This window comes from Pseudomonas sp. GL_091 (genome assembly GCF_057837725.1).
The window spans coordinates 5,214,183-5,236,357 of the sequence record NZ_CM174451.1 but is presented as its reverse complement, the minus strand read 5'-3'; the positions used below and the strand labels follow the sequence as shown (position 1 = coordinate 5,236,357).

The following is a 22,175-nucleotide window of genomic DNA, read 5'->3' as shown; positions in this document are numbered from 1 at the left end:
CCCAGACATGGGCAATATCAAACAAGACGCCATGCCGGTGATCCGCGAGCTGCGTGACTTCGATCGGTGCTCTGGCAACCGGCTGGAGCGGCTGGTGTTCAACTTCCGCCCGCTGTTCATGCTGCTGATGGCGCTGGCCACCGTGGTGCTGGGCTACATGGCGCTGACCCGTCTGGAACTGCGGCCCAGCTTCGAGAAGATGATTCCGCAGAGCCAGCCGTACATCCAGAATTTCCTGGAGAACCGCCAGTCGCTGCGCGGCCTGGGCAACTCGGTGCGGGTGGTGGTCGAAAACACCCAGGGCGATATTTTCGACCCCGGTTACCTGGACGTACTCAAGCAGGTCAACGACCAGTTGTTCCTCACTGAAGGCGTCGACCGCTCCTGGATGAAGTCGCTATGGAGCCCAGGGGTGCGCTGGACCGAAGTCACTCAGGAAGGCTTCCAGGGTGGGCCGGTGATGCCCGACGCCTACCAGGGCAAGCCTGAGCAAATCGAACAGTTGCGCCAGAACATTTCTCGCGCCGGCATCGTCGGCAGCCTGGTGGCCAGCGACTACAAGTCGAGCATGCTGATCGTGCCATTGCTGGACAAGGCCTCGGCCACTGGCCAGAGCATCAACTACCACCAGTTCTCGCGGTTGCTCGAAGAACAGCTGCGCGACAAGATCGAGTTCGCTGGCGACAGCGCCGCGCGCAAGGCCGGAGCAGAGGGCACGGGCCAATACAAGGTGCGGGTGATCGGCTTCGCAAAACTCATGGGCGACCTGATCGACGGCCTGATCCAGGTGATGATGTTCTTCGGTCTTGCGGTCGTCACGTCGCTGGTGATTATCTATGCCTACACCCGTTGCGTGCGCAGCACCCTGCTGGTGGTCGGTTGCTCGCTGATCGCGGTGGTCTGGCAATTGGGCATCGTCGCCTGGCTGGGTTATGCCATCGATCCGTACTCGGTGCTGGTGCCGTTCCTGATCTTCGCCATCGGCGTGTCCCACGCCGCACAGAAGATGAACGGCATCATGCAGGACATCGCCCGTGGCACCCATAAACTGATTGCCGCGCGCTACACCTTTCGCCGCCTGTTCATTGCCGGCGTCACCGCGCTGCTGGCCGACGCCGTGGGTTTCGCCGTGCTGATGCTGATCGATATCCCGGTGATCCAGGATCTGGCGATCACCGCCAGCATTGGCGTCGCGGTGCTGATTTTTACCTCCTTGCTGCTGATGCCGGTGGCGCTGTCTTACATCGGTGTCGGCGCCAAGGCCGCCGAGCGTGCGCTGAAAATCGACACTCGTGCAGAAAAGCATAAAGGCTTCGGCAAACTGTGGGACGCGCTCGATCGCTTCACCACGCGCAAGTGGGCCACGGGGGCGGTATTGGTGGCCACGCTGATGGGCATCGGCGGCTTCATGATCAGCCTGCAACTGAAAATCGGCGACCTCGACAGCGGGGCGCCGGAGTTGCGTGCCGATTCGCGCTATAACCGCGACAACGCCTACATCACCAGCCACTATGCACTGTCCAGTGATATGTTCGCGGTGATGATCAAGACGGCGCCGGAAGGCTGCCTGAACTACCAGACCCTGGTCCTCGCCGACCGTCTGGCCTGGGAGCTGCAACAGTATCCGGGCGTGCAGGCGACGTCTTCGCTGGTCAACGCGGTGCGCCAGATTACGGCCGGCACCTATGAAGGCAATCCCAAGCTCAACAGCATCCAGCGCAATCAGGACGTGCTGAACTATGCCGCGCAACAAGCCTCGGTCAACTCGCCTGAGTTGTTCAACAACGACTGCTCGCTGATGCCGGTGATTGCCTTTCTCACTGACCACAAGGCTGAGACGCTAGACGCGGTGGTGGCGATTGCCGACAAGTTCGCCAAGGAAAACAGCACCAAGGATCGCCAGTTCCTGCTCGCCGCCGGTAGTGCCGGCATCGAGGCCGCGACCAACATCGTGGTGCGCGAAGCTAACCGCACCATGCTGTTTTACGTGTATGCCGCGGTGACGCTGTTCTGCCTGATCACCTTCCGCAGCTGGCGCGCCACGCTGGTGGCCCTGTTGCCGCTGGTGCTGACCTCGATCCTCTGCGAAGCCTTGATGGTGGTGATGGGCATCGGGGTGAAGGTCGCGACCCTGCCGGTGATCGCCCTCGGCGTCGGGATCGGTGTGGATTACGCGCTGTATTTGCTCAGCGTTCAGCTGTACCACCAGCGCCAGGGTCTGTCGCTGGCGGATGCCTACCGAAAAGCGGTGTCGTTCACCGGTCGGGTGGTCGGGCTGGTGGGCATCACCCTGGCTGCCGGGGTGGTGTGCTGGGTCTGGTCGCCGATCAAGTTCCAGGCCGACATGGGCATCCTGCTGACCTTCATGTTCCTGTGGAACATGCTCGGCGCGCTGATCCTCATTCCCGCTCTGTCGTACTTCCTGTTGCGCGGGCCCTCGCTGAACCGTCGTACGGCCTCGGATGAGCCAGTGGTGCATGAGTCGCTGCTGCCCGTCAGTGAGACCGGCCATCCCCAAAAAACAGGCATGCCTCATGCCCTCACATTGACCGAGCAAGCCCACCATGTCTGATTACAAAGCCCCTTTGCGCGACATGCGCTTCGTACTCAATGAAGTCTTCGAGGTGTCCAGGCTTTGGGCACAACTGCCCGGTCTGGCCGAGGCAGTCGACGAAGCAACGGCTGCCGCCATCCTCGAAGAGGCCGGCAAGATCAGCGCTGGCAGCATCGCACCGCTGCGCCGCAGTGGCGACGAGCAAGGTTGCTCCTGGAACAATGGCACAGTGAAAGTCCCGGAGGGTTTTGCCGAGGCCTATCAAGCCTTCGCCGACGGCGGTTGGGTCGGTGTCGGTGGCAACCCGCAGTTCGGTGGCATGGGCATGCCCAAGGTGATCTGCGCCCAGGTCGAGGAAATGGTCACCTCGGCCAACCTGTCGTTCGGCCAGTACCCGATGCTGACCGCCGGTGCCTGCCTGTCGCTCGATGCGCATGCCAGCGAAGGCCTGAAAAGGAAGTATCTGCCCAATATGTATGCCGGGGTCTGGAGCGGCTCCATGTGCCTGACCGAGGCCCATGCCGGCACTGACCTGGGGCTGATTCGCACCCGGGCCGAGCCCCAGCCCGACGGTAGCTACAAGGTCAGCGGGAGCAAGATTTTCATTACCGGTGGCGAACACGATCTGACCGAGAACATCATCCACCTGGTGCTGGCCCGACTGCCGGATGCACCCGCGGGGCCCAAAGGCATTTCGCTGTTCCTGGTGCCCAAGGTGATGGTCAATGACGACGGTTCGCTGGGCGAGTGTAATTCGCTGTCCTGCGGCTCCATCGAACACAAGATGGGCATCAAGGCGTCCGCCACCTGCGTGATGAACTTTGACGGGGCGACGGGCTGGATCGTCGACGCGCCGAACAAGGGCCTGGCGGCGATGTTCACGATGATGAACTACGAACGCCTGGGCGTGGGAATCCAGGGCCTGGCGCAGGGCGAACGCTCGTACCAGAGCGCCGTCGAGTATGCCCGTGATCGTCTGCAGAGCCGTGCGCCAACCGGTGCGCAGCACCAGGACCAGGCCGCCGACCCGATCATCGTGCATCCGGACGTGCGGCGCATGCTGTTGACCATGAAAGCGTTGAACGAGGGTGGGCGGGCGTTTTCCAGCTACGTGGCCCTGCAACTGGACACCGCCAAGTACAGCGAAGACCCGACGGCGCGTACCCGCGCCCAAGAGTTGGTGGCCTTGCTGACCCCGATCGCCAAGGCGTTTCTTACCGACATGGGCCTGGAAACTACCCTGCACGGGCAGATGATTTTCGGCGGCCATGGCTACATCCGCGAGTGGGGCCAGGAGCAGTTGGTGCGCGATGTGCGCATTACCCAGATTTACGAAGGCACCAATGGTATCCAGTCCCTGGACCTGGCCGGGCGCAAGATCGTCGGCAGCGGCGGGGCGCTCTACCGTTTGTTTGCCGCTGAAGTTCGCCACTTCACCGCCAACGCCAGCGCAGAGCTTGGAGAGTTCACCCAGCCGTTGAACGCCGCCATGGACACCCTCGACGAACTGACGGCGTGGCTGCTCGACCGGGCCCAGGGCAACCCGAATGAAATCGGCGCGGCCTCGGTCGAGTACCTGCAGGTATTTGGCTACACCACCTATGCCTACATGTGGGCCCTGATGGCCAAAGCGGCCCTGGGCAAACAGACCGACGATGACTTTTACGCCAGCAAACTGGGCACCGCACGCTTCTACTTCGCCCGCCTGCTACCGCGCATCCACTCACTGAGCACTTCGGTCAAAGCCGGTAGCGACAGCCTCTACTCGCTGGATGCGGCGCAGTTCTGAATCAGGAAGGTATAACCATGCTGAAGACAAAAATAATTCCACCGGCACAAGGCGCATACACCTACCCGCTGTTGATCAAGAGCTTGTTGCTGTCAGGGGTGCGATACGAACCTGCCAATGAAATCGTCTACGCCGACAAGCTCCGATATAGCTACAGGACCCTCATCGAACGAATCCATCGGCTGGCCAATGCGCTGACGGCGGCCGGGGTCAAGGCCGGGGACACGGTGGCCATGCTCGACTGGGACAGCCATCGCTACCTGGAATGTTTCTTCGCCGTGCCAATGATCGGCGCGGTGCTGCACACGGTGAATATTCGCCTGTCGCCGGAGCAGGTGCTCTACACCATGAACCACGCTGAGGATGACCTGGTGCTGGTGCATGATGATTTCGTGCCCATGATCGAGCAGATTCAGGGGCAACTCACCACCGTCAAAGGCTTCCTCCAGCTCACTGACGACACCGCAGCCAGCACGTCGCTGGCAGTGCTGGGCGAATACGAGCAACTGCTGGCCCAGGCATCGGACCATTACGACTTCCCCGACTTTGATGAAAACTCGGTGGCGACCCTGTTTTACACCACGGGGACCACCGGCACGCCGAAAGGGGTGTATTTCACTCACCGTCAGTTGGTGCTGCATACCCTGAATGCCGTGGGCACCCTGGGCGTTTACCAAAGCCTGCCATTGCTGCGTTCGAATGATGTGTACATGCCGATCACGCCGATGTTCCACGTGCATGCCTGGGGCGTGCCGTATGTCGCGACCCTGATGGGCATCAAGCAGGTGTACCCCGGCCGTTACGAGCCCAATAGCCTGGTCCGGCTTTTTCGTGAAGAGAAGGTCACCTTTTCTCATTGCGTACCGACCGTCCTGCAAATGGTCCTGAACTGTGAGGAAGGCAAGGCGACCCGGTTCGACGGCTGGAAAATGCTCTTGGGCGGCAGCGCGTTGACGTTGGGCATCGCCAGTCAGGCAAGTGCCAAAGGCATTCAGGTCCACAGTGGCTACGGCATGTCCGAGACCTGTCCGATGCTTTGCCTGAGCTTCCTGCGGGGCGAGGAACTTGAACAGTCCATGCCGGCGCAGTTACCCACTCGCATCAAGACGGGTATGCCGATACCCATGGTCGACCTGAACATCATTGATGCCAACGGCCATGCGGTCGCCCATGACGGCGAGTCCCTGGGCGAAATCGTCGTCCGTGCGCCATGGCTGACCCAAGGCTATCTGAAGGCCCCGGAAAAGGGTGCAGAACTGTGGAACGGCGGCTGGCTGCACACCGGCGACCTGGCTTCCATCGATTCGCAAGGCAGGGTGGAAATCAAGGACCGCATCAAGGACGTGATCAAGACGGGCGGCGAGTGGATCAGTTCGCTGGAGCTGGAGAACCTGATCAGCGAGCACGCGTCGGTCACCTCTGTTGCCGTGGTGGGCATTGCCGATGAGCAATGGGGCGAACGGCCCATGGCTCTGGTGGTGTGTGAACCGGGGCAGTTCGTCGACAAACAGATGCTCGAAGCCCACCTGCAACAGTTCGTGGCCTGTGGCCGCATCAACAAATGGGCAATCCCCAAGCAGTTCAAGTTCGTCGCGGAAATTCCCAAGACCAGCGTCGGCAAGATCAACAAGAAACTGATTCGGGAAAGCGAGTTGAGCTGAGGGAATCGAGCTATTCCACGGCACCCACTCCTTTTCCCGAACGAGAAAACATCCATGAATGACTTGATCCATTATCAAAACGAAGGTCCTCTGGCCCTGATCGGCCTCGCCCGTGCCCCCGTCAACGCCCTGGGCCAGGCTTTGCGCGAACAATTGCTGGAGGCCTGTGACCGCGCCGCCGCCGATGCCAGCGTGAAAGCGATTGTGCTCTACGGCGAGGGTTTGCCGTTTAGCGCGGGCGCGGATATTTCCGAGTTCGGCAGCCCGGCGTCGTTCGACAGGCCAGACCTGCCAGGCCTGCTGATCCGTTTGACCGAGCTGGACAAACCACTGATCGCCGCCATCGGTGGTCTGGCGTTCGGCGGTGGCCTGGAGCTAGCCCTGGCCTGCGGCTACCGCGTGGCTGAAGCCGGCGCGCGCCTGGGCTTGCCGGAAATCAAGCTTGGTTTACTGCCCGGCGCTGGTGGCACTCAGCGCCTGCCGCGCCTGATCGGTGCCGAGGCGGCGCTGGAGATGATTGCCTCCGGTCAGCCGATCAATGCTAATCGGGCACTGGCGCTGGGACTGCTTGATCGCGTGGCACAAAGCGCTGACAGCTTGCTCGACACGGCCAAGGCGTTGGCCGCAGAACTGATTGCCGGGCAGGCGCCGGCTCGCCCGACCTGGCCGCACGCGAACCCGGGCGCAGCCCTGCCGGCGAATTATTTCGCCGACTATCGCGCCGCTAATCAGTCTCGCTGGAAAGGCCAGAGCGCGCCGCAGCGAGTGGTGACGGCGATCGAAGCAGCCTGCAACCTGCCGTTGGCCGAGGGCCTGGCCAGGGAGGGCGAGCTGTTCAAAGAGGCCGAGGCTTCCAGCGAGTCCGAGGCCCTGCGCCATGTGTTTTTCGCCGAGCGTGAAGTCGGCAAATTGCCGGGTCTGGATGCTACTACGCCGATCCGTCCGATTATCCAGGTCGCGGTGATCGGCGCCGGCACCATGGGCGGCGGGATTGCCATGAATTTCGCCAATGCGGGCATGGCGGTAACGTTGCTGGAGCTCAAGGCCGATGCCCTGGCACGTGGCCTTGAGCTGATCCGCAAAAACTACGAAACCAGTGTCCAGCGCGGCAAGCTCTCGGCCGGGCAGATGGACGAGCGCCTGGCGCTGATCCACGGCACCCTGGACTACGCCGATATCGCCGACTCGGACCTGGTGATCGAAGCCGTTTTCGAGAACCTGTCGATCAAGCAGCAGGTGTTTCGTACCCTGGACGAGGTGTGCAAGGCAGGCGCGATTCTCGCCAGCAATACCTCCACCCTGGATGTCGACGCCATTGCCGCCGTCACGCGCCGGCCGCAGGACGTCGTCGGCCTACACTTCTTCAGCCCGGCCAACGTCATGCGCCTGCTCGAAGTGGTACGCGGAACGGCCACGGCCGCCGATGTCCTGGCCACCACGCTGAAGGTTGCCAAGCGCATCGGCAAGATCCCGGTGGTGTCCGGGGTGTGCTTCGGCTTCATCGGCAACCGTATGCTCGAACCCTATTCCCGCGAGGCCCATCGTTTGCTGCTGGAAGGCGCCACGCCTGCGCAGATTGACAAGGTGCTCACCGGTCTTGGTTTGGCGATGGGGGTCATGGCCATGCACGATCTGGCGGGCATCGATGTCAGTTTCCTGGTGCGCGAATCGCGCCGTGACGTCATCGCCCACGATCCCGGCTACTGCAAACTTGCCGATGCGCTTTACGCACTGGGCCGTTTTGGCCAGAAGAGCAGTCGCGGCTATTACCGCTACGAAGGCCGCGAGCGCAAGGATGACCCTGAAGTGCTCGCACTGGCCGGGCAGATCGCTGGCGAATTGGGCATCCAGCGCCGCGTCATCAGCGATCAGGAAATTCACGACCGTTGCCTGTTGATGCTGATCAACGAAGGCATCCAGTTGCTCGACGAAGGCATTGCCCGGCGCAGCAGCGATATCGACCTGGTCTGGATCAACGGCTACGGCTTCCCGGCCTGGCGCGGTGGCCCGCTGCACTACGCCGAAGGGCTAGGGCTAGCACAGGTGCTGGAACGTATCGGCCATTACTGCCAGACACTCGGCGCATACGGAGCGATGTGGTTCCAGCCGGCAGCACTGCTTGAGCGCCTGGTGACCAGCGGCAAGACTCGCATCGAACGCATCTGACTTTTCGGCGGCCACTGCACATTGGCCGCCCCGACCCGTCACGCAAGGAATTGCAACATGAAAGAAGCCGTCATTCTCTCCACCGCCCGTACCCCCATCGCCAAGGCTTTCCGCGGCGCGTTCAACACCATCAAGTCACCGACCATGGCCAGCCACGCGATCCGTGCGGCGGTCGAACGTGCCGGTATCGAAGCCGGGGAGATCGAAGACCTGGTCATGGGCACCGGACTGACCAGCGGCACTGCCGGTTTGAACCTCGCACGCATGGCGGCACTGGCCTCGGGCCTGCCGTTGTCGGTCAGCGGGCAGACCCTGGATCGCCAGTGCGCCTCGGGCCTGATGGCCATCGCCACGGCCGCCAAGCAGATTATCGTCGACGGCATGCCGGCCACGATCGGTGCTGGTCAGGAAAACATCAGCGCGGTGCAGAACCGCAACATGGAATGGGCCTACGCCGAGCGCGACCTGCAGGTGGAGCGCAACGCCATCCACGCCTACATGCCCATGCTGCAAACCGCCGAGCTGGTTGCTCAACGCTATGGCATCAGTCGCGAGGCGCAGGACGCCTACGCCCTGCAATCGCAGCAACGCACCGCAGCGGCGCAGCAGGCCGGGCTGTTCGACGGCGAAATCGTTCCGGTCAGCAGCATGCGCCAGGTGACCGATAAAGCCACTGGCGAGACGCGTCTGGAGCAAGTCACCCTGCGTCAGGATGAAGGCAACCGTCCACAGACCCGGCTGGAAGACCTGATCAACCTCAAGCCGGTGATCGAGGGCGGCTGCATCACTGCCGGTAACGCCAGTCAACTGTCGGACGGCGCCAGCGCCTGCGTGCTGATGGATGCGCGTCTGGCCGAGCAGCGCAACCTCAAGCCGCTGGGCCTGTACCGCGGCATCGCGGTCGCCGGCCTGGCTCCGGAAGAAATGGGTATCGGCCCGGTGCTGGCGGTTCCCAAGCTGCTCAAGCAACACGGCCTGAAGGTCGACGATATCGGCCTGTGGGAGCTCAACGAGGCGTTCGCCTGCCAGGTGCTTTATTGCCGCGACACCTTGGGCATCGACGATGCCCGATTGAACGTCAATGGCGGCTCCATCGCCATCGGCCACCCTTATGGCATGAGTGGCGCACGTATGGTCGGGCACGCTTTGCTGGAAGGCCGTCGACGCGGCGTGAAGTATGTGGTGGTGACCATGTGCGTTGGCGGCGGCATGGGCGCGGCGGGACTCTTCGAGGTGTTCCAGTAAGCACCTGGGTGCCAGGCCCGCGGCAACGCCGACGGTAAATCCAGTCACTGCGCACACGGCTCACACCCTGCGCGCAGTGTCTTTATTGCAGGCGCCGCCACAGCGTGGAGCGACTGATACCCAGTTCAATAGCCGTTTGCGCCAGATTGCCGTTACAGGCCAGAAGCGTTTCGCGTATGTATTGCTTTTCCTTTTCCTTGGCGATGTTTTTCAAGTCACTGACTGCCGGTGTTGCCTGACCTGGTGCCTGGGGCAAGGCTTGGCTTTTCAGCAGTTCGGGGATCACCAGGGCGAGGCCCGGCTCATCGATCGCGGCGCCTTGCAGCAGGTCCTGTGCCGAAAGCGCCGCACGTTCAATGATGTTTTCCAGTTCACGGATGTTACCTGGCCAGGCATACGCCATGAGCTTGGGCAGCAATGCATCCAGCAGTCGTTCCTGCAATCGCGGCGGGCGTTTGTCTGCATTCAGACGCAGCAGAATGGCGCGGGCGATGTCTGCGATGTCTTCACCGCGCTCCCGCAAGGGCACCGTCTGCAGACGCAGGATGTTCAGGCGATAGTAAAGGTCGCTGCGAAATTCTCCGGCCTCGATGGATCGGGAGAGGTCCTGATGGGTGGCGGCGATGATTCGGATGTCGATGCTGATCGGTTCTGTTGCGCCCAGGCGCAGGACTTCACGCTCTTGCAAGACGCGCAACAGGCGGGTCTGCAGTGACACCGGCATGTCGCCGATTTCGTCGAGGAACAACGTGCCGCGATGGGCGGCTTCGATCAGCCCGGGTTTGCCGCCTTTGCGTGAGCCGCTGAAGGCACCTTCCTGATAGCCGAACAGTTCGCTCTCCAGCAGCGATTCGGGAAACGCCGCGCAGTTGATCGCGACGAACGGACCACGCTGGCGGTTGCTGACATTGTGCATGCCTTGCGCCAGCAACTCCTTGCCGGTACCGCTTTCGCCGGTGATCAGCACGGTAGACGAAGTGGCTGCATAGCGTTCGGCCAGTTTCAGCAACTGTCGGGTCGCCAGGCTTTTGCCGTTGATTTGCTCCAGGCGATATTTGGCCGAGAACCCGCCAGGACGGTGCGTCGAGCGGATGCGCTGGTCGGCGCGCTGTACCGCGGACGTATCCTGGCAAGTCAACACCAGCCCGGTGCGTTGGCCGTCTTCCAGAATCGGCAGGATATTGCTGACGACCAGGTTCTGGCCCAGGCGGATGACGGTGTTCTCTTCGCCGACTCCACTGCACAGCACTTCGTCCAGCGCCAGTTCCGGACAGAGCTCCTGCAGGGGACGGCCCAGCATGAGGTTTGCCGGCATGCCCAACAGGGCTTCCAGTGCAGGGTTTGCCGATTGCACGATTCCCCGGTTGTCCACGGCTGCAACGCCTGTCGGAATGTGCTGCAACACACCGTTCAGATGCCGGCGTTTGGCAATTTCGAGGCGCTGGCTGTGCAAGATGCCCAGCGCTTCTTCCAGCGCTTTGCGCACGGTGTCCTGGCTCAATGAAAGCACGCCGTGCAAGCCGACACGTTCCGCCAGTTCAACCACGGTCGATGAGCCAATGACCGTCTGGTAACCCAGGCTGCGGGCGTGCTCCACCGCCTGTCGAGCCTCTTCGAGCGTGAGGTAGCACGCCTGGTGGATCTGCACCGTGAACAGCGCTGCCATCGACTCGAGGTCGGCGTTGATTCGCGCATAACTGATGACGGCGATGTGCGGCGAACGCAGGCGTGCTTGTTCCAGGGCGCGCAGCAGATCGGCGCCCCCCACGCGCATCGACAGCACCGGGCGGGTCAGGTGCCTGCGCAGGTAGGCAGCGGTAGCGCCTGCGCAAATAAAGACTTCGACTTCGTTGTTCTGCTCCAGCTCGCGGGCCAGTTGCAATGACTCGGCGACGGTGGTGTCCAGCACGCGAATGCTGGTTTCGGCCGAATAGTCAGCCATCACGCTGTTCACCACACGCGCCAGGCGGCTTTGTTGCAGCGGGCATTCCAGGTGGCTGATGAGAACGATGATCCGGGGTTGGCGGGGCTGCATGGCGAGCGAGCTCTGATGAGTGTTTCAAGAAGGTTTCATAGTTGAATGCAGGTGTTGCAGAAATGCAACGTTTGTCGGCGCTATAAAGCCTCACCGCCACCCGGTGAAATGGCTGCAGCGCCTGCGTTGCCTGGCGTCCAGCAGACGATCAGGACGTGCTGCAAAAGCTGGCCCGGCAATTGCTCCGTCGATGATTGAAGTGAAGCCATCCTCTTCAACAACAATTCCAACAGGTCAGGTGCGGCGTCTAATGAGTGATTCGAACGTAGCAGCGGTGACAGTGCCGCAGCCCGAAGCACAACTGAAAAAAACCAGGCTGGAAACCTTCCTGTGCGCCCAGGCCGGCGCGCAACGGGTGACCGTCGACAATCAGCAGCGCCTGTCTGGTGGCGCCATCCAGGAAAACTGGTTGCTTGACGTGAATGTGGAGGGCGGCGCGTATGCCGGCCGCCAGCGCTGGGTCCTGCGCAGCGACGCTCAATCGGCCGTGCAGGAGAGCCTGAGCCGCGCCCAGGAATTCGCGGTGTTGAGTACAGTTCACCGTGTCGGGGTAAAGGTGCCCCGACCACTCTGGTTGTGCGAAGACACCGCGGTGCACGGGCGGGCCTTTTTCATCATGGAGTGGGTGTCCGGTATCACGGCCGGCCATCGGCTCACCAGTCAGCTGGGAGCGCAAGGCGATATGCAGTTGGTGTCCGACCTGGGCGCCAACCTGGCACGTATCCATTGCATCGCGCCTGGCGAGGCCGGCCTGGATTTCCTTGGTGATCCGCAGCGGGTCTCGGTGCAAGCGTCGATTGATGCCCTGCGTGCCGTATTGGACCGCCTCGGCGTGGTTCAACCTGTGCTGGAGTGGGGCCTGCGCTGGTGTGAGTCCAACGCGCCAAAAAGCACCGCCCGGTGTTTGCTCCATGGTGACTTCCGCACCGGCAATTACCTGGCCGAGTCCGGCAGGTTGCAGGCGGTACTGGATTGGGAATTCACCGGCTGGGGCGATCCGCGCCAGGACATCGGCTGGTTCACCGCCCGCTGCTGGCGGTTCGCCCGGCCTGACCTGGAGGCCGGCGGTATCGGCACGCTGGAACACTTCATGCGCGGTTACACCGAGGTGTCTCCCCTCAACATCGAGCCTGAAGAATTGATCTTCTGGCAGGTCATGGCCACGTTGCGTTGGGCGATCATCGCCCAGCAGCAGGCCCAGCGGCATTTGTCCGGTGAGGAACCTTCGCTGGAACTGGCCCTGACGGGAACGCGGGTCCCCGAACTGGAACTGGACATATTGCGGTTGACCGGAGGGCTGCGCCGATGAACATCCGTCCCGACGCGCATGAACTGTTGGCGATTGCTCGCCAGACCCTGCTCGACGAGTTATTGCCGCAGCTACCAGGCAGGCTGCGCTACCAGGCGCTGATGGTCGCCAATGCCATGGCCATTGCCGGGCGCGAATACCTTGAAGGCGAGACCGCGCAGGCCATCGAGGCTCGACTGCTCGCGGGACTGCTGGACGATGACCTGGCGTCACTGACGGATGCCCGTCAGGCGCTGTGCCGGGCTATTCGCCTGGGCCGTTTCGATGAGCCCGGGAGTGAACAGGATCACCTGTTATCGGTGCTCTCGGCGATCACCCATGCACGGCTTTCCATCAGCAATCCGAAGGCGCTTGGCCAATGAGTGCTCCAGCGGTTTTGCGACGTCGTTGCTACCTGGTACGCCATGGCCATGTGGATTATTTCTCCCCCGAAGGCCAGCCGCTGGACCCGCGCAGCGTGCCGCTCTCCGACCTGGGAGAAGATCAGGTGCGGCAACTGGCTCAGGTGATGAAGTCGATCAGTTTCGACCGTGCGCTGTGTTCCGATTACCCACGTGCGCGGCAGACCGCTGAAGGGCTGCTGGGCGATCGCCAGATCGAACTGCAGGCGTGCGCGCAGCTACGGGAAGTGCGTGCCGGCCGTCTGCGCGAGATTGCCCCCGAGCAACTGCAACAGCAGGTCAGCTACGCCTACGACAGCTTTGCCGATCCTGAGGGCAGCTTCATGGGCGGGGAGCGCTGGAGCGATTTCGACCGCCGCATCATGGCCCGCTTCGAAGAGGTCCTGGCCGAACCCGACTGGCAGAGCTTGCTGCTGGTCAGTCATGACGCCGTCAATCGCCTGTTGCTGGGTTGGGCTCTGGGTGGCGCGAGCGGTTGCGCCGCGGCCCTGGAACAGGACAACGCCTGCCTGAACATCATCGATATCGACATGCAGGCCGGTCGCGTCCTGCGCTGCTACGTGCGTGTCGTGAACCTGACGCCTTACGACCTCCCCAAGACCCGCCAGCGACAAACCGTGATGGAACGCATCTACGCGCAGCTCGCGCCTCTTGCCGAACAACGACCCTAGTCGAACAGAAACCAGGACCACCATGAACTTCACCATCCCCCAAGAGTTGCTGGACCTGCGCGAAAAGACTCGCGCCTTTATTGCCGAACAGGTGATCCCCATGGAGACCGATCCGCGCCTCACCGCGCACGGTCCCAGCGAAACGTTGCGCCAGGAGCTGCTGGACATGGCCCGTCGCGCCGGTCTGTTGTGCCCGCACGCCAGTCGTGAAATGGGCGGTGCAGGCTTGAGCCACTTCGCCAAGGCAATCGTCTTCGAAGAAGCCGGTTATTCGCCGCTAGGTCCGATTGCGTTGAACATCCATGCACCGGACGAAGGCAACATTCATCTGATGGACGAGGTGGCCACCGCGGCGCAGAAAGACCGCTGGTTGCGTCCCTTGGTCATTGGCCGGATCCGCTCCTGTTTTGCCATGACCGAGCCAGCGCCGGGTGCAGGTTCCGATCCGTCGATGATGCAGACTGTCGCCGTGCGCGACGGCGACCACTACGTCATCAACGGTCGTAAATGGCTGATTACCGGGGCCGACGGGGCCGGGTTCGCGATCATCATGGCGCGCATGGAGGATGGCTCGGCAACCATGTTCCTGGCGGACATGAACACGCACGGAATTATCCATGAACGGCAACTCAAGACCCTGGACAGCTGCTTCGCAGGCGGCCATTCAATACTGCGTTTCGAAAATGTGCGGATTCCGGCCACCGATGTGCTGGGCGAAATCGGCAAGGGTTTTCGTTATGCGCAAGTGCGCCTCGCGCCTGCGCGGCTGACCCACTGCATGCGTTGGCTGGGCGCTGCCCGCCGTGCCCACGATATCGCCTGCGACTACGCGAGGACCCGCGATTCGTTCGGTAAAACCCTGGGAGAGCACCAGGGTGTCGGTTTCATGCTGGCGGACAACCAGATGGCGCTGCACAGCACCCGCCTGGCCATCTGGCATTGCGCCTGGGTCCTGGATGAAGGCGGTCGGGGCAATGTCGAGTCGAGCATGACCAAGGTGCTGAGTGCTGAAGCCTTGTGGCACGTGGTCGATCGCTGCGTACAGATTCTGGGGGGACGCGGTGTGACCGGGGAAACCGTGGTTGAGCGCATCTTCCGCGACATCCGCCCGTTCCGTATCTACGACGGCCCAAGCGAGGTGCACCGCATGAGCCTGGCGAAAAAAATCCTCGAAGGACACAAGGAGTTTTCCTGATGAAACCTGCAATCACTCAGCTTTTCGATCTGACTGGCCGTCGAGCCTTGGTCACTGGCGCCTCTAGCGGGCTTGGCCGGCATTTCGCCCGGACGCTGGCGGCGGCGGGCGCCGAGGTGGCGGTTGCGGCGCGTCGGGTCGAGCAGTTGCAAACCCTGGTCGAAGAAATCGAAGGAGAGGGCGGGTGCGCCCGTGCGTTCACCCTGGACGTGACCGACCGGACCTCGGTCAACAGCTGCCTGGCGCGGATTGCCGAGGAACTGGGTCCGTTGGACATTCTGGTGAATAACGCCGGCGTCAGCGACAGCCTCCACGTGCTGGAGTACACCGATGATGATTGGGACCGGGTGGTCGGCACCAACCTCAAGGGAGCCTGGATCGTCGCCCAGGAAGTGGCACGGCGCATGGTCGAGGCGCAGCGCGGCGGCAGTCTGATCAACGTGACGTCGATCCTGGCCAGCCGCGTTGCCGGCAGCCTGAGCCCCTATGTCGCGGCGAAGGCCGGCTTGAGCCATTTGACCCGTTCCCTGGCCCTGGAACTGGCGCGTCACGAGATCCGGGTCAATGCCATCGCCCCCGGCTATGTGATGACTGAACTCAACAGCGATTTCCTGCGCAGTGAGGCAGGCGAAAAGTTGCGCGCCCGTATTCCCACCCGGCGTTTTTGCACGCCGGCCGATCTGGACGGTGCCTTGCTACTGCTTGCCTCCGATGCCAGCCGTGGCATGACGGGCAGTGAAATTGTCGTGGATGCAGGGCATTTGTGCAGCACGTTATAGCGGGATTTTTAACTAATGCCGCACGCCTTGAACTGATAGGACTGGAAAACCAACATGAACCCACTGCACGAAAAAGTCGCGGTGATCACCGGGGCCGCCAGCGGCTTCGGTCGCGAACTGGCGATAGCCTGCGCCAACGAAGGCATGCGCCTGGCGTTGACCGATATCGATGAGAAGAACCTGCAAGGCACGGTTGAGCTACTGCCGGCGGGCACGCAGGTGCTGACGATGACCTGTGATGTCGCCCAGGCCGAGCAAGTCGAACAATTGGCGGTTGCCACCTACGCGCACTTCGGCGCCGCGCACCTGCTGTTCAACAACGCCGGCGTACTGGTCGGCGGCCCGCTGTGGACCACGACCGAACAGGATTGGGCGTGGATGTTCGGCATCAACGTGATGGGCGTCGCCCATGGCATCCGCAGTTTTGTGCCGCGGATGCTGGCGCAAAAGGATCGATGCCACATCGTCAATACCGCCTCGGTCGCCGGCTTGCTGTCGGTGCCGGGCAACGGCATCTACTGTGCGACCAAGCATGCGGTGGTGACGATGTCTGAATGCCTGCAGCTTGAATTGCAGGAGGAAAACGCATCGATCGGTGTGTCGGTGCTGTGCCCGGCCTTCGTAGCGACGGGCATCGCCGATGCCGGACGCAATAGGCCGGCCGAATTGGCTGTCGCCAACCCGCTGAAAGAGAAGTACGAAGAGCAGACGCGCAAGGCAACCCAGGCCGGCAAGCTCAGCGCGACCGATATCGCGCGCATCACCCTTGATGCGGTGAAGGAAAACCGCTTCTACATTTTGCCGCATCAAAAGATCAAGAGCCTGATCGAGGTGCGCATGGGCGACATCCTCGAAGAACGCAGCCCGCGCAAAACCTCGCGCTGAAGTATCTGCCTGCCAGCGGCGCATCTGTAGGAGCGAGCCCTGCTCGCGATGGACTCAAGAGCGCCGCGTTTTACCAGTAAACACGCGTTATCGTTGAAGACCATCGCGAGCAAGCTCGCTCCTACAGGGTTAATAGTGCAGGCAGATCTTGCCAAAATGCCCGGCAGCCTGCTGATGGGCAAAGGCCTCGGCAATCTGTTCCAGCGGATAGCGGCTGTCGATGACCGGGCGCCAGCTGAAGTTCTCCAGCGCACGCACCATGTCCTGCTGCTGCTCACGGCTGCCGACGATCAGACCGCGCAGGGTTTGCTGTTTGCGCATCAACTCCAGGGTCGGCACGTTGCCGGCAAACCCGGTGAGCACGCCGATCAGCGCAATGTGGCCACCCGCTGCGCAGGCGCGGATGGACTGCGGCAGCGTGCCCGGGCCACCCACTTCCACCACGATGTCGGCACCGCGGCCATCGGTGGCGGCCAGAACCGCATCGCCCCATTTGGGCTGATCCTTGTAGTTGATGACATGGTCGGCCCCCAATGCCAGCAGGCGCTCTTTCTTGGACTCGGACGACGTCGTGGCAATCACCCGTGCGCCCATCGCCTTGGCCATTTGCAAGGCAAGGATCGACACGCCGCCGGTGCCCAGCACCAATACGGTATCGCCGGCCTGGATGTGACCGTCGACCACCAATGCTCGCCAGGCAGTCAGGCCGGCGGTGGTCAGCGTGGCGGCTTCTTCATGGGTGTAGCCCTTGGGTGCCAGGGTGAAGGCCTCGGTGGGCAGGTTGATCCGTTCGCGGGCAAAACCGTCCACGCCATCGCCCGGTACGGTCTGGAAGGTGGTGGGCACGGCGCGGCCGGATTGCCAGTGGGGGAAGAAGCACGACACGACGCTATCGCCCACGGCAAATTCCGTCACGCCTTCGCCCACGGCAGTGACGACGCCGGCACCATCGGCCATGGGAATGCGACCATCCGCTACCTGGGCGTGGCCGGTGACCACACCGAGGTCGTGGTAGTTGAGCGAGCTGGCATGGATGCGTACCTGGATCTCGCCGGCTGCGGGTGCGCCGGGGGCGGCCATGTCGACCAGACGCAGGTTATCCAGGCCAGCGGGGTGTTGGAGTTGGATGGCTTTCATGAATGTCCTTGAGTCAGTCCGTGCGACGGGAGGATTGGAGTTTGTTCGTCTGCGACAACCGTACCCACCTGCAGCACCTTGCCTCAAGGGGAGGCTGCGGTGATGCGCACCGCAGCCTGAGCTTGATTAGCGCATAACGTCACGCATGCTGTTCATGTCGATCACGAAGCGATACTTCACGTCGTTGCGCTGCAGGCGGTCAAAGGCCGTGTTGATGTCTTTGATATCAATCATTTCGCAGCTGGGCAATACCTGATGTTCGGCGCAGAAATCCAGCAGTTCCTGGATCGCCTGGATGCCACCGATGAGCGAGCCGGCGATGCTGCGGTTGTTGCGAATCAGCAAGCCACCATGGATGGGCTCCAGCGGTTCGATGGCGCCGACCAGCACCAGTACACCTTCGCGACCCAGCAGCATAAGGTAGGGGTTGACGTTGTGCCGGCTGGGAATGGTGTCGATGATGAATTCGAAGGCATTGGCCGCCGCCGTCATGGCCGGCGAATCGTTGGACAGCAGTACGTGTTTGGCACCCAGGGCGCGGGCATCGTCGGCCTTGCCCGGTGAGGTGGTAATCACGGTCACCTCGGCACCAAGCGCCACGGCAAGCTTCACCGCCATGTGCCCGAGCCCGCCGAGGCCGACCACCGCGACTTTCGAGTCCTTGCCCACGCCGTAGCGGCGCATCGGGTTCCACACGGTTATGCCGGCGCATAGCAGCGGTGCGGCGAAACGCGGATCGAGGCTTTCGGGCATGCGCAGTACGAACTGTTCACGCACGACAATATGCTCGGAGTAACCGCCATAGGTGATCTCGCCGGTGTGACGATCCTTGCCGTTATAGGTGGGCGTCGGACCATGGGCACAGAGTTGTTCCTGATGCTCGTGGCAAGGTGCGCACTGCAGGCAGCTATCGACCTGGCAACCGACGGCGACCCGGTCGCCGACTTTGAAGCGACTGACGTTACTGCCGACGGCAGTGACATGCCCGACGATCTCGTGGCCTGGCACGATGGGGTAGACCGTGTTGTTCCAGTCGTTGTGCACCTGATGGGCGTCGGAGTGGCAGACGCCGCAATAGGCGATATCGATAGCGACGTCATCGGCACGCAAGTCGCGACGCTCGAAACGAAACGGCGTGAGGGCGGAGTGGGGCTCGAAGGCGGCAAATCCCAGGCAAGTGGTCATGGGTAAGTCCTGTAAGAATCAACGCGTACCCCCGGCATTGGCCAGGGGTACAGGAGGGGTTAGATCGACGGGCGCAACCATGGCGCCGGGGTCGTTTCCGGCGAGGCGATCTGGTTGACGATCCACTTGCCCATGCGCCGCAGTGGCTCGATGGAATCTTGCGGACCCGCCCATTTCAGCCCCGCCGCGTAGCCCAGCGAGACGATTCGCTGAGCGCCATACAGAGGCAGAATGTCCTTGAGATCTTCCTTGATGCTTTCCGGATAGACGCCGACGGTCTGGGTATAGGCATCCACGGCATCCATCATCTCGGTCAGGTCATCGACCGGCACCAGGTTGGCGGTGCGGTCGTCGAGCCGGGTGGCAAACGACACCGACTCCGGAATCTGTGAGCAGATGACCGCGCCTTCACCGTCCTGGCCGCCAATCACCTGGTACCACTCATCATCCAGGCGCAGCGCGTCGACTTCGGCCTTGAGGCCCTGGTCGTAGCGTTTGGGCACTGTGCTGAGGGTGTTGGGCAGGGTCTGCATGGCGTCGTAGACATAACGGCCGAAGGTGTTCAGATTCGCCAGGCCGGCCTCATCGGTGCCGCTCTGCACATAGACCACCCGGGCGCACACACAGGCCTTCTGGTTCAGTGCGCCAATGTCGCTGGCCAGGCGCAGGGCGGCCTCGCGCATGGTCGCTTCACTGTCGAAGGCACCCTTGCCGATGATGCTGGCGCTGCGTTTCGGGTCGAGGGAGATCAGCTCCAGACCCGGCTGGATGTAGCGGGTGACATGCTTCATCGAATTGAAACCGCCCCAGGCAACGATCTTCTCCAGGTTCTGCGGCTGGTACAGGCGTTCTTCGAAGGCCTGGTCGCCACCTTTCCAATAGGCGACGCTGAGGTGTTTGGTCAGCGGATGGTCCGGCGCCATCTCAACCATGGTGCGGGCGATGGCCAGGGCCGTGAACGGGTCGTTGGACGGTGCCTTGATGATCGCGTCGCTGCGCAGCACCATGTTGCGCAGGATGGTCAGCAGGGACAACCCGGTCGCGTTGCCGGCGACGATATGCAGGGTGCGGGCGCCGAAGCAGCGCACGTCCAGTTCGGTGCCGTCGATCAAGCGTTGCTTGACCCAGCCTTCCAGGTACTTGACGCCCACTGAGTTCTCCACCTGTTCGGTGACCGACTCACGGGTGAGCATGTGGCGCAGCCCCATGTAGCTGCCCTTGACCATGCTCGGAGTGACCGGCGCAGTCAGGTACGACAGCTCGCAGGCTTCCTGCAAGTAGGGGTTTTTGTCGAATTCAAGACGTTCACCGAGGGCTTCGGCGTAGTCAAGGATGTCGTTGAAACTGAGGGTATACAGGTCGGCCAGCCTGGCCGGGTTACCCAGCGGCAACTGGTCTATGTACTTGTGCGCATCCGGGGTCTGGAACACCAGGTCACCGCCGCGGCCACCCACGTCAATCAGGTTGTCGGTGATGACTTTGCCGCGGATGATCATTGGCGCAATAGGTTTGCTCATGGGGTTAGCCCTCTAATGTGTTCAGGAAATCCATCGCCTGGCGATGGGAGTCTTCTGTTGCTGCACAAGTGATCTTGTCGTCGCCACCATTGAGTTCGCTGTAGCGCTGGATCGGCCCGATGACGTAGCAACTCGGCCGGCCGCACGCGCAAGGCTTGTCCCATTCGACGGTGATTTCATCGCCGGTGATAAAACCGCCCCAACGGATCTCGGCGCCGAGGTCGAAGAAGGCTGCACGACCGGTCACGCGGCCTTTGCGCGGCAGTGGCTTGCTGGTCTCTGGATCGAGCAGGTAGGGGATGACGGTGGGGGCGAAGTGGAAGTGGCCCGCTTCGCAGCGCGCGTGGGCGCCGCCGACGATTTCGGACATGGCGTAGGATTCGTTGAGCGTCCTGGCACCGGTGAAGCGCAGCACGTCTTCGCGCCAGCCCTCGGGTTGTACGACACCCTTGCCGCCACCGGCGGTGTGCACGAACGAGTCAGGGTGGAAGACACCTTCCAGGCCACGCGCAAGACCGGCCTTGGCCATACTGTGCAGCAGGTTCCAGGTCGCGCCGATGTACACGCGCTGGCCCTTGAGCTTGGTGGACATATGATCGAAGAAGGTCGCCAGGTGCTGTGGCATGTCGGCCTGCAACTGGTCGAAAGCCTTCTTCTTTTCCAGCAGTTCCGGGCTGATCACCAGGCGGTCGAGGGTGCCTTTGGACTGTGCCGCGCGCAGCTTGGCCCCCAGGTGCAGCACGTCGGTGCTGAGGGTGGTCGGGTAAGCGGCATGGAAATGCGATTCGTCCGGCAACAGTGCTGGAATCATGGCGGCATGGACGCGCACATGGCTCAGGTAACCCTTGCGGTAGTAAGGGTAGATCGTGTGCAAGTTGGGCTCCGGGGTGTCCGGACCCTCCATGTTCCACACCATCATCTTGCGCAGTTGAGCGAATTTTTCCCACTCATGCACGCCCTGGGGCAGGAACGACAGGGTGCCGGAAGTGCCCGAGGTGTGACTGATGCGCAACTGTGGCACGCCTTCGTCCATGGTCTCGAACCAGTCATCCAGGCCTTGGCAATCGCTGACGTTGACCGCAGCGATGGCTTCGGCAACCTCTGGCGTCACCAGTTTGCCCAGCCATTTGTTGATCTGGCCGAAGCTGCGCTTCTCCAACAACGATGGCGGGTAGGACTTGTAAACGGTGTGTTCGAACAGCAGCGGCACTACGTCGTCGAGTTGCTCGATCTTTTCCACGCCTTGGGCGTCGGCGAGTTTCTTCAGTACCGGTATGCGCTCGCGGAGTTCTTCGAAGCGTTGCTTCAGGGCGTTGAGTTGTAGCGCGTCGATTTCGGCGCGGGGCAAATGGTTCCAGGCTTGCTGGGAATAGTTGACCAATTCTGCCGGGTTGTTCAGCAGCTGCTGGGTTTTTTGTTCTATCGACAGTTGTGCAGTGGGCATTTTCTGGCTCGCTACTCGACTAGTGGGAACCGGCGAGGCCGGGGAAGGGTGCCGCTCAAGTATGGGGATGCCGCCTCGGAATTTGTTCCGGATTCATGTGTCGGTCGATGTCGCTCAAGTGGCTGAAAAACAAGGAAAAAATTAGGCGTATCGAGATGCCCGTGCAGGCCGTTCCGGATTCGGGGTGGGTGACCGGATTTCA

Annotated in this window: 16 protein-coding genes; 11 read left to right on the top strand and 5 right to left on the bottom strand. The window is 62.1% G+C overall.

The window, feature by feature from the left end; genetic code table 11:
* Positions 1-7: 7 nt before the first annotated feature.
* Genes AC3ITY_RS23700 through AC3ITY_RS23680 form a run of 5 tightly spaced genes read left to right on the top strand, consistent with a single transcriptional unit; the run spans position 8 to position 9,415 of the window.
* Positions 8-2,572, top strand: coding sequence for an efflux RND transporter permease subunit (locus tag AC3ITY_RS23700; RefSeq protein ID WP_489305314.1), 2,565 nt, complete (start codon positions 8-10; stop codon positions 2,570-2,572).
* Entirely contained in the window at positions 2,565-4,343 is a 1,779-nt protein-coding gene (locus AC3ITY_RS23695) for an acyl-CoA dehydrogenase C-terminal domain-containing protein (RefSeq protein WP_489305312.1), read from the top strand. The genes AC3ITY_RS23700 and AC3ITY_RS23695 overlap by 8 nt, the downstream gene beginning before the upstream one ends.
* A gap of 17 nt (positions 4,344-4,360) precedes the next feature.
* Entirely contained in the window at positions 4,361-6,004 is a 1,644-nt protein-coding gene (locus tag AC3ITY_RS23690; protein ID WP_489305310.1) for a fatty acid--CoA ligase, read from the top strand.
* Between the two features lie 54 nt (positions 6,005-6,058).
* On the top strand, positions 6,059-8,170 hold the full coding sequence (locus tag AC3ITY_RS23685; RefSeq protein ID WP_489305309.1) for a 3-hydroxyacyl-CoA dehydrogenase NAD-binding domain-containing protein: 2,112 nt from the start codon (positions 6,059-6,061) through the stop codon (positions 8,168-8,170).
* 57 nt (positions 8,171-8,227) lie between these two features.
* Positions 8,228-9,415: an acetyl-CoA C-acyltransferase gene (locus tag AC3ITY_RS23680; RefSeq protein WP_489305308.1), complete on the top strand. Its 1,188-nt coding sequence runs from the start codon at positions 8,228-8,230 to the stop codon at positions 9,413-9,415.
* Positions 9,416-9,497: 82 nt separating this feature from the next.
* Here AC3ITY_RS23680 and prpR read toward each other — a convergent pair whose 3' ends face one another.
* On the bottom strand, positions 9,498-11,450 hold the full coding sequence (gene prpR / locus AC3ITY_RS23675) for a propionate catabolism operon regulatory protein PrpR (protein WP_489305306.1): 1,953 nt from the start codon (positions 11,448-11,450) through the stop codon (positions 9,498-9,500).
* Between the two features lie 250 nt (positions 11,451-11,700).
* Here prpR and AC3ITY_RS23670 point away from each other — a divergent pair, with 250 nt between their 5' ends.
* Genes AC3ITY_RS23670 through AC3ITY_RS23645 form a run of 6 tightly spaced genes read left to right on the top strand, consistent with a single transcriptional unit; the run spans position 11,701 to position 16,690 of the window.
* Complete coding sequence (locus tag AC3ITY_RS23670; RefSeq protein ID WP_489305305.1) at positions 11,701-12,759, top strand: phosphotransferase family protein; 1,059 nt, start codon at positions 11,701-11,703, stop codon at positions 12,757-12,759.
* Positions 12,756-13,121 carry a DUF6285 domain-containing protein gene (locus tag AC3ITY_RS23665; protein ID WP_489305303.1) on the top strand — a complete coding sequence of 122 codons (366 nt, stop codon included), beginning with the start codon at positions 12,756-12,758 and terminating at the stop codon, positions 13,119-13,121. Before AC3ITY_RS23670 ends, AC3ITY_RS23665 begins: the two co-directional genes overlap by 4 nt.
* Positions 13,118-13,831, top strand: a complete 714-nt coding sequence (locus AC3ITY_RS23660; protein ID WP_489305301.1) for a histidine phosphatase family protein — start codon at positions 13,118-13,120, stop codon at positions 13,829-13,831. The genes AC3ITY_RS23665 and AC3ITY_RS23660 overlap by 4 nt, the downstream gene beginning before the upstream one ends.
* A 22-nt stretch (positions 13,832-13,853) precedes the next feature.
* Positions 13,854-15,026: an acyl-CoA dehydrogenase family protein gene (locus AC3ITY_RS23655; protein ID WP_489305299.1), complete on the top strand. Its 1,173-nt coding sequence runs from the start codon at positions 13,854-13,856 to the stop codon at positions 15,024-15,026.
* Positions 15,026-15,805 (top strand): SDR family NAD(P)-dependent oxidoreductase, encoded by a 780-nt coding sequence (locus tag AC3ITY_RS23650; protein ID WP_223454573.1) that lies wholly within the window; start codon positions 15,026-15,028, stop codon positions 15,803-15,805. The genes AC3ITY_RS23655 and AC3ITY_RS23650 overlap by 1 nt, the downstream gene beginning before the upstream one ends.
* A gap of 54 nt (positions 15,806-15,859) precedes the next feature.
* The gene (locus AC3ITY_RS23645; RefSeq protein ID WP_489305297.1) at positions 15,860-16,690 is read left to right on the top strand and encodes an SDR family NAD(P)-dependent oxidoreductase; all 831 of its coding nucleotides are present in this window, start codon (positions 15,860-15,862) and stop codon (positions 16,688-16,690) included.
* 129 nt (positions 16,691-16,819) lie between these two features.
* Here AC3ITY_RS23645 and AC3ITY_RS23640 read toward each other — a convergent pair whose 3' ends face one another.
* From AC3ITY_RS23640 to AC3ITY_RS23625, 4 genes are all read right to left on the bottom strand, one after another.
* Positions 16,820-17,827, bottom strand: coding sequence for a zinc-dependent alcohol dehydrogenase family protein (locus tag AC3ITY_RS23640; protein WP_489305296.1), 1,008 nt, complete (start codon positions 17,825-17,827; stop codon positions 16,820-16,822).
* A 126-nt stretch (positions 17,828-17,953) separates the two neighbouring features.
* Positions 17,954-19,012, bottom strand: coding sequence for an NAD(P)-dependent alcohol dehydrogenase (locus tag AC3ITY_RS23635; protein ID WP_489305295.1), 1,059 nt, complete (start codon positions 19,010-19,012; stop codon positions 17,954-17,956).
* 59 nt (positions 19,013-19,071) lie between these two features.
* The gene (locus AC3ITY_RS23630) at positions 19,072-20,529 is read right to left on the bottom strand and encodes an acyl-CoA reductase (protein WP_046038015.1); all 1,458 of its coding nucleotides are present in this window, start codon (positions 20,527-20,529) and stop codon (positions 19,072-19,074) included.
* Positions 20,530-20,533: 4 nt separating this feature from the next.
* Positions 20,534-21,973 (bottom strand): phenylacetate--CoA ligase family protein, encoded by a 1,440-nt coding sequence (locus AC3ITY_RS23625; protein ID WP_489305294.1) that lies wholly within the window; start codon positions 21,971-21,973, stop codon positions 20,534-20,536.
* Positions 21,974-22,175: the final 202 nt, after the last annotated feature.